Source organism: Aurantimonas sp. NFXS3 (assembly GCF_049132005.1).
GTDB classification, from domain to species: domain Bacteria; phylum Pseudomonadota; class Alphaproteobacteria; order Rhizobiales; family Rhizobiaceae; genus Aurantimonas; species Aurantimonas coralicida.
Genome location: NZ_JAGDDZ010000006.1, coordinates 26,124 through 38,214, shown reverse-complemented (window position 1 = coordinate 38,214; position 12,091 = coordinate 26,124). Strand labels below are relative to the sequence as shown.

Here is a 12,091-nt window from a genome sequence, read left to right as displayed (position 1 = left end):
CCTAACCGAGGCGGGCGAGCGTGCGCTGCCGGCCGATGAGCGGCAGCAGGGCGGCGAGTTCTGGCCCGTGGTCGCGGCCGGTCAGCGCCAGGCGCAGCGGCATGAACAGCGCCTTGCCCTTGCGCCCGGTCGCCTGCTTCAGGGCGCCGGTCCATTCGCGCCAGGTCTCGGGGCCGAACGCGCCCTCTGGCAGGCTGTCGCGCGCCGCGGTCACGAAATGCCGGTCTTCCTCCGAAAGCTCCGGCGTCCGGTCGAGATCGCCGAAGGCCACCTCGACCCATTCCGCCGCATCGGCGACGCGCGCGCAGTTGGCCCGCACCGTCAGCCAGAACGCCTCGCCGTCTTCCGACGGTACGCCCATGGCCGCGAGCCGGTCCGCGACATCGGCGTAGGGCATGGCATGGACGAGGTCGGCGTTGAGCCGGTCGAGCTCGGACGGATCGAACTTCGACGCCGATTGCGAGCTGCCCTCGAACTGCATCCGCTCGGCCAGCGCCGGCAGATCCGGCAGGGCGTCGATGGCGCCCGGCAGTCCCACCAGCACCGCGAGGGACGCCACCGCCATGGGTTCGAGACCGGCTTCGCGCAGCGAGACCAGCGACAACGCGCCCGAGCGCTTGGACAGCCCCTCGCCCGAGACCGTGGTCAACAGATTGTGGTGGCCGAAGACCGGCGGCGTCAGGCCCAGCGCCCGGAAGATGGCGATCTGGACGCCGGTATTGGTGACGTGGTCGTCGCCACGGATGACATGGGTCACGCCGACATCGCCGTCATCAACGATGGACGGCAGGGTGTAGAGATAGCTGCCGTCGCCACGTATCAGCACCGGGTCCGACAGCGAAGCGAGATCGACGGTCTGGGGACCGCGGACCAGATCGTCCCAGTGGATCTCGGTGCGCTGGGGCTGCAAGGGATCGTCGGCGAAGTTCGGCAGCAGGAACCGCCAGTGTGGCCTGCGCCCCTCGGCTTCCAGTGCCAGCCGCTCGTCGTCACTCAGGCGCAATGCTTCGCGGCCATAGACCGGCGGCAGATTGCGCGCGGCCAGCCGCTTGCGCTTGCGGTCGAGTTCGTCCGGCGTCTCGTAGCAGGCATAGAGCAGGCCCGCCGCCTTCAGCCGCTCGGCGGCGGCATCGTAGAGCGCCAGGCGCTCGGACTGGCGGATGACGCGATCGGGCGCGAGGCCGATCCAGGCGAGATCGACGGCGATCTGGTCGGCGAATTCGGTGCGCGAGCGCTCCTTGTCGGTGTCGTCGAAGCGCAGCACGAAGCGGCCGCCCTGCCGCTGCGCGAACAGCCAGTTGAACAGCGCGGTGCGCAGATTGCCGATATGCAGATGCCCGGTGGGCGACGGCGCGAAGCGGACGGTGACGGTCATGGCCTCGACCTAGCGAACGCCGCGCCGGGTGGCAATCGGCACAGGTGGCGACGGGCCGATCAGGTCTCGTGCGGCTGCGGGTCGATGCGGTCGACGGTGCGGCTTGCCCCCGGTACGGGCGCGGTGCCCAGATTCGCTTTCGGCGCCAGCCGCCCGGCAAGCAGCGCCATGGCAATGGTCATCACAAGGCAATAGACGCCCATCGCATCGATCTGCAGCGGGTACGGCACGCCCAGATCGATGAGGATGCCGGTGACGCCCGGCCCGAGGGCCGAGGCCAGCACCATCAGAGCCACGGTCAGCGAGCGGATCGCACCCAGATGCTTGACGCCGTAGAGCTCGGGCCAGAGGGCGCCGAGCAGCGTCGAGGAGAAGCCGTTCGACACGCCAAGGCAGATCATGAAGACGAAGATCGCCGCCTCGGCGGTGAAATTGGCCGCGATGAAACAGGCGATCGCTAGCGGGATCAGGAAATAGGGCAGCAGCCGGAGCGCGCTGTAGCGATCGACCATCCAGCCGCAGACCAATGCGAAGACGACGGTGACCGCCGACATCACCGCGAAGCCGGCGGCGAAGACCTCCAGCGACCAGCCGCGCAGTTCGGTCAGATAGACCTGATGGAAGAACAGGGTCGTGCCGATGAAGGGCGGCGCCAGAACGCTCATCGAGACGAGGTAGAAACGCGGGCTGCGCAGGACCTCGGCCATGGTCCAGTCGGCAACGTTCGGGATCGGCGTTCCGGGCGGCTCGGACTGGGGATCGCGCTCGCGATGGACCAGCGCGACGATGGTCGGGAGCGCGACGAGGATGAGGATCGCGGCGCTCGCGACCCAGGTGCCGCGCCAGCCGAAGGTACCGGCGGCGAGCACGAAGATCAGCGGAAAGAAGCCGGTGCCGGCATGATTGCCGAGGGTGACCAGCGCCATGGCCCGGCCGCGATTGGCGGCGAACCAGCGCCCGGTCGTGGTCATGGAGATCTCGGTCATCATGCCCTGGCCGAACAGGCGTAAGAGGTAGATGGCGAGGATCAGGAGCGGCACCGAGTTCGACACTGCCATGGCCAGCGTCGCGATGGCGAGGCAGACGACGGTGACCGCCGCAACCCGCCAGGCCGGATAGCGGTCGAGGGTCCAGCCGAGAAACGGCAGCGTCGCGGCGCTGGCGAGGGTCGCCAGCATGTAGATCATGCCGAACTCGCCATTCGTCAGATCGTAGTCGCGGCGGATGTCACCGTTCGACAGCGAGACGAAGAAGGTCTGTCCGAAGGACGAGAAGAAGCACAGGAGGAAGCCGCCGCCGAGCCAGCGCGCATTCGTGCCGATGAAGGTCAGAAACTGCATGGAACTCCGGGCCGTAGGCGGCATCGCCGGGCAGGCCCGAAGGCGGCGCGGCGGAAAAGACCGCCTCCCTTAGCATTTGCGAGGCCGCGCGCGCCAGAGCGCCCCCGCCGCGACATCGCAGAGCGTCAGCCGGCCATGTCCCCCGAGGGTCAGACCGCGACGCGAATGGGCATGCCCGTCGCCAGCAACCAGCCGAAGAGCAGCAGGCCGGCGATCAGGAAGACGCCACCGAACACGAGCTGGCGCGCGGCATAGCGGCGTTCGGGCTCGAGCTCGGCACCGAAGGCCCCGGCCCGCAGCACCTGGAAATAGTCGCCGAACTGGAAGCTCGCGCGGTGCCCCGTCGCCTTCCAGATGCGGCGCATGACGAGGAAATACCGCAGCATGAACAGCGCCCCGACGGCAACGCCGACGGTGGCGAGCGTATCGGGTGGTGGTATCTCCATCGGGTCTTCTCCTTGCGTGTCGGCCGGCGAAGCGGCCGTCAGATGCGGCGGGTGCGCGGTCGGGCGGCTCTCGTATCCAGCCTGAGGCCGGGCGTGGTCGGCGGTTGGCGCAGCGCAGTCCGGATCAGCTTCTGGACGATCGCTTGTACCATTGCCCGGTCGAACCCCGCCGCCACGACTGCATCGACATCCCCGCCGCAGGCGGCAAGCCGCTCCACGACCATCTCGGCGTCTTGCGCGCCTGCGTCGTCTGTCGGCGTCCCCGGCGGCGCAGCAACCGGCCATTCGGGAATCGGCATCCGGTCCGCGCCAAGACAGTCGGCAGGACGATCGCCGCGGCGCCACTGTGCAAGGTCGGCGAGATCGCTGCGCGAGAGATCGGCGATCGGGTTCAATCCGGCGGCCAGAACGCCATCGGCCTCGCCGTTGCCGAGGCGCAAAGCCGTCCGGCTTGCCGCCCCGAGCACAGCCGCGCCGGTGCGCTCGGCCAGGGCGACAAGCAAGGCCCCACGCATCTGCGCGCGCGCTGCTCTCGACGCGGCGACGCCCGACAATTCGTCGCCCGCCGCCATCGCCGTGAAAACAGGCCCCATTGGCACGGCATGGCACGCAATCCCGAGCGCGGCGGCGCCGGTCCTCACCGCGTCCGTATCGGCAGCGTCACTGTCCGCGTCCGGCGTCAGCAGGCCCTGCACGCGCGACGGTCCCAGCGCGTCCACGGCCATGGCGGCGACGATCGCCGTCTCGGCGTCGCCGTGCAGTGCGAGCGCGACCGTCTCCGCGCCCTGCGCTTCGGCATGGGCGCGAATGGCGCAGACGCAGGCGCGCCAGATAGCTTCCTCCGGCCCCGGCAGATCGACCACCTCCCGGGTCTCGCAGCGCCAGCCCGCCTCGGTCCGCTGCCAGTCGGACAGGAAGAGCCCGGCCTCGAATTGCGGGCATTGCAACGCCAGCGTCCGGTCGGCCTGGAAGACGAAGCCGCCGCCGTCCATCACGCCATCGCCCTGCCCGCCGACGCCATTGATGAACACCAGCGGCAGATCGGTCTCGATCACCTGCCGCAGCACCGCCTGGTGGCGCCGGTCGATCCCGTCGCGGCGGAACGGCCTGGCGCTAGGCGCCAGCAGCATCTCGGCGCCGGATTCGGCCAGGGTCTCGCAGACGTCGAGATCGCCCCAGACATCGTCGCCGATGGGAATGCCGAGGCGCAGGCCGCGAAACGCCACCGGGCCCGGCATGGGTCCGGCCCGGTAGGCGGGCGGCGCCTCGAAGCTGCGGGCGTGCGGCAGGTCGACCCGGTCGCGCCAGGTCAGGATGCGCCCGGCATCAAGGACAGCGACCGAATCGTACACGCCGTCATCGCTGCGGCGCGGGCAGCCGATCACGAGGCCCGGCCCGCCATCTCCGGTGTCGGCCGCCAATTGGTCGACCGCGTCCATGCAGGCCGACACGAAGGCGGCGCCGAGCAGAATGTCGGGGTGCGGAGAGCCGGCCAGGAAGCCTGCGGGAAAGACGACGAGCTGGGCCCCGGCGCGGGCCGCCTCGCCGCGCGCCGCCCGGGCCTTCGCGAGATTGCCCGCGATGTCACCGGGGATCGGCGCGATCTGGGCCATGGCGAGCCGCAGCCGTCCGTTGAGATTGTCGTCGTGCGGCATCGTCAGCCTGTTCCGGTTGTCGCCGCGCCGCGCCTTGCGGGATGGCGTTGCCGCCCCTTAGCAAGCCGGCAATCTGCATGCGAGCCCACTGGACGCGCAGGCGCTTCGGCCGGTTCCTGAGGCACCGCGGACCGCACCGCTGCGACACCGTGCATAACGAGAACGCACGAAGCCACTTTTTTGCGCCTCAAAACTCTGCAACAAGCGCCGCCAGACTGGAACGCGACGGGACGGTCGGCGGCTGCACGCCGTTTTCGCCGCGATGTTCGGAGCCCACGTGTACGAAATCCTGCGCCTCATTTCCGAATTCGGACCGATCATCGTCCTTGCCGGGACGTTCTTCGAAGGCGAGGTTTTTGCGATCATCGGCGGGTTTCTGGCCTATCGCGGCACCTATCCGTTCCAGATGATGATCGCGCTGGCCTTCGTCGGCTCCTTCATCGGCGATTTCGCCGTGTTCCTCTTCGCCCGCTATTCGTCGAATCACCGCTGGGTAGCGCGCTGGCGCAGCCGCAAGAAATTCGCCAAGGCGCTGCAGCTCGTCGAGCGCTACCAGGCGTTCTTCGTCATCGTGAACCGCTATATCTACGGTCTGCGCATGCCGGGGCTGATCGCACTCGGCCTGTCGCGCATCTCCATCGCCCGCTTCGCCATCCTCAATCTGATCGGCGCGGCGCTCTGGGCCGGCATCTTCACCAGCGTCGGCTATGTCTTCGGCTATTCCATCGGCTCGGTCTTCGCGCGGCTGGAAGTCATGGAGCGCGGTCTCGGCATCACGCTGGCGGTGATCGCCGTCGCACTGACCCTGTGGTTTGCCTGGCGGCAATGGGGACCAGCCCTCATCAGCCGGGTGCGCAACGGCCGCGGCCCGGATGACGACCAGCGCCGGCTGCCCTCCAAGCTCGCCCGGATCAAATCCCGATCGCAGCCTCTCCGCGGTCCAGGATCAGAGGAATGATCAGGTCCTCCTCGTCGGCGAGATGCCGCACGAGACGATCGAGCAGCCGTCCGCTCGCTTCGGCATAGGCGTCGCCGGCATAGCGCGCTGCATCCGGCGGCACCGCCCCACCGCCCGTCTCCTCGGCCAGGAACCGGTTCGCGGTTTCGGCCACCGCCATCAGGTCCGCGTGGATCACCTCATGGTCGTTCTCCAGGAGCTCGAAGCCCGGCGCGAGGCGGGTTTCGGCGCGCACGAAGACCGGAAAGTAATGGTGGTCCTCGATCTGGTGATGCTCTTCGAGCTGGGTCAGGAAGAATTGCAGCCGCGGCGCGAACCAGCGGCGGAACGGGTCGAGCGCCACCTCGCCCTCGCGATGCTGCGACAGCGCCTCCTGCATGGCCGCACCGAGTTCGCGGAACATGTCGTGGCGCTGCAGCCAGAACCGGGCCGTCGCGCCGAGATTGGCATGATCGGTCCATGTCTCCCGCGGATATTTCCGCAGGAGTTCGGTCAGATCGACCGGCAGGCCGGTGCGGGTGTCGAGGTCGAAACTCTGCTTCATCGCTGCTGAACCTGCGTCTTCATTCCGGTTTCCGCCGTCAGCGGAACGCGAAGGCGTCCATGGACAGGACGCCGAAATCCCGGCTGGCATGCAGCCATTCGCCCGTTGCCCCTAGCCCCGCCGCCCCGAGCGCGACATGCAGCGGCATCAGGTGCTCGTCGGTCGGATGGTTCTTCTCGGCAAACGGCGCCTGTCGGCGGTAGTCGGCCAGGGCCGCCCGGTCGCCGGCAACGAGCCGGTCGCCCATCCAGTCGACGAATTGCGTCACCCAGTCGGGCGTCGCGTCGACCCTGATGCCCTGCCTGATCCGGTCGAACGCTTCCGGCAGGTTGTGGGTGAAGGACCCCGAGCCGATCACCAGCACGCCCTCGCCCCGCAGATCCGACAGCGCCGCGCCGAGGTCCAGGTGATAGGCGGCGTCGCGCGTCGGATCGACGGACACCTGCACGACGGGAATGTCGGCGCCCGGATAGGCCAGCAGGAGCGGCACCCAGGTGCCGTGGTCGAAGCCACGCCCGGAGACGGCTTCCGCGTCGAACCCCGCCTCCGCAAGAAGGACGACGATCCGCTGGGCCAGTTCTGGATCGCCCGGCGCCGGATAGCGCATCTGGAACAGTCGCGGGTCGAAATTGCCGAAATCGTGGATCGTCTCCGGCGCCGCATCGCTCGTGACGCCGACGCGGCCGGCACGCTCGAAATGGGCGCTGGCGACGAGGATCGAGCGCGGTACCGGTAGGTCAGCGGCGAGCCTCCGCAGGAAGGCGGCGGCCTGCGTATCGGCGACGGCGGTATCGGGCGCGCCGTGGGAGAGGAAGAGCGTCGGCATCGCGGACATGGCGGAAACTCCGTTCGTTCCCCAGCCTAACCCGTCATGGCCGCGGCGGCAGGCCCGCATATCCCGACAGACCGTCCACCCCTCAAACGAAAACCGGGCGCATCGCTGCGCCCGGTTCCCATCTTATCCTGTGCGCCGGCCGTTGCCGACGGCGCGAAGTGGCATGGGCCTCAGCCGGCCGCGACCTTGCGGGCCGCGTCCTCGGCATGGTCCTTCTTGACCAGCTCGGCGACGAGGAAGGCCAGTTCCAGCGCCTGGTTGGCGTTGAGGCGCGGATCGCAATGGGTGTGGTAGCGATCCGACAGATCCTCGGCCAAGACCGGCCGCGCACCGCCGGTGCACTCGGTCACGTCCTTGCCGGTCATCTCGATATGGATACCGCCGGCATGGGTGCCTTCCGCCCGGTGGACGTCGAAGAAGGTCTGCACCTCCGACAGGATCCGGTCGAAGGGCCGGGTCTTGTAGTCGTTCAGCGTGATCGTGTTGCCATGCATCGGATCGCAGGACCACACGACCTTGCGCCCTTCCCGCTCGACCGCGCGGACGAGCTTGGGCAGATGCGCCTCGACCTTCTCGTGTCCGAAGCGGGTGATCAGCGTCAGTCGGCCGGCCTTGTTGTCCGGGTTCAGCTTGTCGATCAGGCGCAGCAGCGCATCCGGCTCCATGGACGGGCCGCATTTGAGGCCGATCGGGTTCTTGATGCCGCGGCAGAACTCGACATGGGCATGGTCTTCCTGGCGGGTGCGATCGCCGATCCAGATCATGTGGCCCGAGGTCGCGTACCAGTCGCCGGAGGTCGAATCGACCCGGGTCATGGCCTCTTCATAGCCAAGCAGCAGCGCCTCGTGGCTGGTGAAGAAATCGGTCTCGCGCAGCGAGGGATGGCTCTCCGCGTCGATGCCGATCGCCCGCATGAAATTCATGGTCTCGGAAATGCGGTCGGCCAGCGCCCGGTAGCGCTCCGCCTCGGGGCTGCCGCCGACGAAGCCGAGCATCCACTGATGGACGTTGTCGAGATTGGCGTAGCCGCCCTGAGCGAAGGCGCGCAACAGGTTCAGCGTCGCCGCCGACTGCCGGTAGGCCATCTCCTGGCGTTCCGGATTCGGGATGCGCGAAGCCTCGTCGAACTCGATGCCGTTGATGATGTCGCCGCGATAGGACGGCAGCGTCTTGCCGTCGCGGGTCTCGTTGTTGGACGAGCGCGGCTTGGCGAACTGACCGGCGATGCGGCCGACCTTCACCACCGGCTGGGAAGCCGCGAAGGTCAGGACGACGGCCATCTGCAGGAAGGCGCGGAAGAAGTCGCGGATGTTGTCCGCGCCATGCTCGGCGAAGCTCTCGGCGCAGTCGCCGCCCTGCAAGAGGAATCCGCGGCCTTCTGCGACTTCGGCCAGCGAACGGGTCAGCTTGCGCGCCTCACCCGCAAAAACGAGCGGCGGATAGGTCGCCAGACGCTTCTCGGTGTCGGCGAGCGCCGCCGGATCCGGATAGTCCGGTACCTGCTCGATCGGCATGTTGCGCCAGCTCGACGGGGTCCAGTCCTTCGCCATCACATCACTCCTGACCGGTGCGCGCCGGCCGTTCTTCTCGTTGTTCGCTTTGCGAAATTGCGGCCGTGGACGTCACGATCTGACCATCCGCTCCGGCCGGGGCCGCGTTTAAGCATGTTCGGCCGAAATTGTCATCCTTCTCGGGTTCCGCCGCGTCAGATGGCCGGATCCGGATCGATCAGCCGGGCCCCTCGCTCGGCGACCAGCCGGTCGAAGAGCTCGGATTCCCCTGGCTCCAGCGTTACCGGACGCGGGTAGCGCGGGGCCGCGCGGTCGCGCAGCACCCGGGTCTCGAAGCCTTCGGTCTCGTCGACGAAACGGCGCAGGCCGTCGTCGCCGTAAAGCGTCCGGAACCCCTGCATCACCGCATCGAGATAGCTTTGCAGGATCGCGGCCTGCAGATCGCCGGCATCGGCCGCGCCGCGATGCGCCTCGTAGATATAGATCGGAATGTCGGCGACAGGCGGTCCGTCCACGGTGAGCCGTGACAGATCGACGATCCGGCGGGCATAGCCGGCCTCGCGCTCGTCCACCGACGGCAGATGGTCGGCAAGATCGTAGACGACGACGCCGTCAATGGCATGGGCGTCGTTCGGCTTGACCGACAGGAGCGCCATCTCGGCGGCAGCGTCGCGCGGCAGCCAGAAGCGCTGCCAGCCCGCCACGCTGGCGCGACGAATGCCGAGGAACTTCGTGCGCAGCGTCCGCCGGTTGACCAGCGAGCCATAGCCGAAATAGGCGACGACCCGCCCCTCGGCGGCCAGCCGCGGCAGGTCCGGGTGATCGTCGTGAATATCCATGGCGCGGCTCTAACGGAATGGGCGCGCAGATCAAGAGCGGCGGCCCCTCGTCGCGGCGGCGTGACCGACGGCGCGGTGTGCCCCATCGCGATTTAAACGTTGACGTAAACGGAAGACTGGACACATTGGCGGCATGGATATCGCCGCGACTGCTTCCGCTTCCGCCCGCCCCGTTGCCGGGCGCGACCTCACCCTGACGACGGCGGATGGCGTGACGCTGCCGGCGACGCTGTTTCGCGCCGAACCGGCCGGCGACGGGCCGGCCGTGCTGATCTCGGCGGCTGCGGCGGTCGAGCGCCGCTTCTATCGCGGCTTCGCCCAGCATCTGGTCGACCAGGGCGCCCGCGCCGTTCTCACCTATGATTATCGCGGTATCGGCGCTTCCGCCCACGATCGGGGCGCCGCCGCATACCGGATGCAGCATTGGGGCACGCAGGACTTCCCGGCCGCCCTCGCCGCGCTGGAAGCGGCCGCAGGTGAAGGGCCGGTCGTCGGCATCGGCCATTCCTTCGGCGGGCTCGCCATCGGCCTCAGCGGGCTGTCGGCGCGGTTCGACCGCTACGTGATGGTCGCCTCGCTCAACGGCTGGTACGGGCGCACCCGCGAGCCCCTGTCGGTGTTTGCCCGGATGAACCTTCTCGGCGTGCCGATGTCGCGGCTGACCGGTCGCATTCCCGGTTCGATCGGCTTCGGCACGGCGCTGGCCGGCCCGGTCTTTCGCGACTGGGCGCGCTGGTGCCGCCGGCGCGATTTCTTCTTCGGCGATCCGGCCGTTCCGGAAGCCGCCCGCTTCGCCGATGTCCGGCTGCCATTGCTGTCGGTTGGGATCGAGGACGATCCATGGGGCACGCCGGCCGCCGTCGGGGCGCTGCTGCAGCGCTTCGAGAATGCCGAGCTGTCGGAGATCTGGCTCTCGCCACGCGACGCCGGTGGCCCGATCGGCCACAACGGCTTCTTCCGGCGCGACATGCAGGCAAGCCTCTGGCCGGTGGTGACCGACTACCTGCTGGCCGGCGTGGAGCCGGTCCGGCCTCCCTCCCCGGCCTGAGGATCCCGCCTCAGGCGGTGATCTTCTCGCCGCCGCGGACCCGGTAGCTCGGCTCGTACATGGTCACCAGTTCCTCGGCGGCCGTCGGATGCACCGCCATGGTCGCGTCGAACTGGTCCTTGGTGACGCCCGCCTTCAGCGCGATGCCGAGCGCCTGGCTGAGTTCGCCGGCATCGGCGCCGAGAACGTGGGCACCGACGACCTTGCGGGACGCCGCGTCGACGATCAGTTTCATCATCATCTTGCCGCTGCGGCCCGACAGCGTGTTCTTCATCGGCCGGAACGAGGTCCGGTAGATCTCGATCTCGTCATAGGTCTTGCAGGCCTCGGCCTCGGTGATCCCGACCGTGCCGATCTCGGGCTGCGAGAACACCGCCGTCGGGATCGTCGCATAGTCCGGCTTCGTCGGATTGTTGCGGAACGCCGTCTCGACGAAGCACATGGCCTCGTGGATCGCCACCGGGGTCAGCTGCACCCGGTGGGTGACGTCGCCCAAGGCCCAGATATTGTCGACGCTGGTACGCGAATAATCGTCGACGACGATGCCGCCGCGGGAATCGAGCTCGATGCCGGCGGCCTCGCAGCCGAGATTCTCGGTGTTCGCCTTGCGCCCGATGGCCAGCATCACCTGGTCGACCACGCGCACCTCGCCGCTGTCGCAGCGCGCCTCCATGCGGCCGTCGTCGAGCTGCTTCACCTCCACGAGGGTATCCTGGCAGATGACGTTGAGACCCTTGTCGACCATCGCCTGGTGCAGCTCGTGGCGCAGGTCGTCGTCGAAGCCGTTGAGGATTTCCTTGCCGCGATAGACCAGCGTCGTCTCGACATCGAGCCCGTGGAAGATGTTGGCGAATTCGACCGCAATGTAGCCGCCACCCAGGATCAGGATCGACTTCGGCAGCTCCGTCAGGTGGAAGGCTTCCTCAGAGGTGATGCAATGCTCGGCGCCGGGCAGGCCCGGATGCGGGTTCGGTCGGCCGCCCACGGCGATGAGGATCTGGTCGGCGGTGACTACGCGATCGTCGGCCAGAAGCCGGATCTCGTGCTGGCCCTCGAGCACGGCGCGGCTGTTGAAGATCTCCGCCCCGGTCTTGGCGACATTGGCCGCATAGAGGTTTTCCAGCCGCTCGATCTCGCGATCCTTGTTGGCCATCAGGGTCGGCCAGTCGAAGGAGCGTTCGCCGAATGACCAGCCATAGCCGGCCGCATCCTCATGCGCCTCGGAGAATTGCGAGGCGTAGACGAAGAGCTTCTTGGGCACGCAGCCGCGGATCACGCAGGTGCCGCCGAAGCGGTATTCCTCGGCGATGGCGACCCGCTTGCCGAGCATGGCCGCGCGCCGTGCGGCGCGCACGCCGCCCGAACCGCCGCCGATGACGAAGAGGTCGTAGTCGTAGCTGTTGCCGCTCACGCTGGCGCTCCCGCTGCTGTCGCCGCCGTCATCCGGACCGCCGTCGAAACGGTCGCGCTTGCGGCGCATCGTCGTCTGTCGCCAAAGCGTGCGGCGAGCGCCGCAGGATCGACGGACGTCATATCGGCA

11 protein-coding genes are annotated in these 12,091 nt (G+C 68.3%); 2 read left to right on the top strand and 9 right to left on the bottom strand.

Annotated features, from left to right (window positions below; genetic code table 11):
* Nucleotide 1 precedes the first annotated feature (1 nt).
* The 4 genes from gltX to J3367_RS16450 form a co-directional block, all read right to left on the bottom strand.
* Complete coding sequence (gene gltX, locus J3367_RS16465) at nt 2-1,375, bottom strand: glutamate--tRNA ligase (protein WP_277021708.1); 1,374 nt, start codon at nt 1,373-1,375, stop codon at nt 2-4.
* Between the two features lie 59 nt (nt 1,376-1,434).
* Nucleotides 1,435-2,715 (bottom strand): MFS transporter, encoded by a 1,281-nt coding sequence (locus J3367_RS16460; RefSeq protein WP_228240902.1) that lies wholly within the window; start codon nt 2,713-2,715, stop codon nt 1,435-1,437.
* 149 nt (nt 2,716-2,864) lie between these two features.
* Nucleotides 2,865-3,161 carry a hypothetical protein gene (locus J3367_RS16455; protein WP_228240903.1) on the bottom strand — a complete coding sequence of 99 codons (297 nt, stop codon included), beginning with the start codon at nt 3,159-3,161 and terminating at the stop codon, nt 2,865-2,867.
* A gap of 38 nt (nt 3,162-3,199) precedes the next feature.
* Nucleotides 3,200-4,816: a nitrilase-related carbon-nitrogen hydrolase gene (locus J3367_RS16450; RefSeq protein ID WP_421461774.1), complete on the bottom strand. Its 1,617-nt coding sequence runs from the start codon at nt 4,814-4,816 to the stop codon at nt 3,200-3,202.
* Between the two features lie 277 nt (nt 4,817-5,093).
* Between J3367_RS16450 and J3367_RS16445 the strand changes: the two genes are divergently transcribed.
* A complete protein-coding gene (locus tag J3367_RS16445; protein ID WP_009209888.1) occupies nt 5,094-5,774 on the top strand; it encodes a DedA family protein in 681 nt (226 codons plus the stop codon).
* Here J3367_RS16445 and J3367_RS16440 read toward each other — a convergent pair.
* From J3367_RS16440 to J3367_RS16425, 4 genes are all read right to left on the bottom strand, one after another.
* Nucleotides 5,728-6,318, bottom strand: coding sequence for a hemerythrin domain-containing protein (locus J3367_RS16440; protein ID WP_421461773.1), 591 nt, complete (start codon nt 6,316-6,318; stop codon nt 5,728-5,730). The genes J3367_RS16445 and J3367_RS16440 overlap by 47 nt on opposite strands.
* 37 nt (nt 6,319-6,355) lie before the next feature.
* Nucleotides 6,356-7,153, bottom strand: a complete 798-nt coding sequence (locus J3367_RS16435) for a dioxygenase (RefSeq protein ID WP_187391702.1) — start codon at nt 7,151-7,153, stop codon at nt 6,356-6,358.
* A gap of 170 nt (nt 7,154-7,323) precedes the next feature.
* Nucleotides 7,324-8,703 (bottom strand): class II 3-deoxy-7-phosphoheptulonate synthase, encoded by a 1,380-nt coding sequence (locus J3367_RS16430; RefSeq protein ID WP_024351069.1) that lies wholly within the window; start codon nt 8,701-8,703, stop codon nt 7,324-7,326.
* Nucleotides 8,704-8,858: 155 nt separating this feature from the next.
* On the bottom strand, nt 8,859-9,503 hold the full coding sequence (locus J3367_RS16425) for a gamma-glutamylcyclotransferase family protein (protein WP_421461770.1): 645 nt from the start codon (nt 9,501-9,503) through the stop codon (nt 8,859-8,861).
* 133 nt (nt 9,504-9,636) lie between these two features.
* Between J3367_RS16425 and J3367_RS16420 the strand changes: the two genes are divergently transcribed.
* Entirely contained in the window at nt 9,637-10,551 is a 915-nt protein-coding gene (locus J3367_RS16420; protein ID WP_421461768.1) for an alpha/beta fold hydrolase, read from the top strand.
* Nucleotides 10,552-10,561: 10 nt separating this feature from the next.
* Here the strand turns inward: J3367_RS16420 and gor are convergent, their stop codons facing one another.
* Complete coding sequence (gor, locus tag J3367_RS16415) at nt 10,562-11,962, bottom strand: glutathione-disulfide reductase (RefSeq protein WP_187391789.1); 1,401 nt, start codon at nt 11,960-11,962, stop codon at nt 10,562-10,564.
* Nucleotides 11,963-12,091 lie beyond the last annotated feature (129 nt).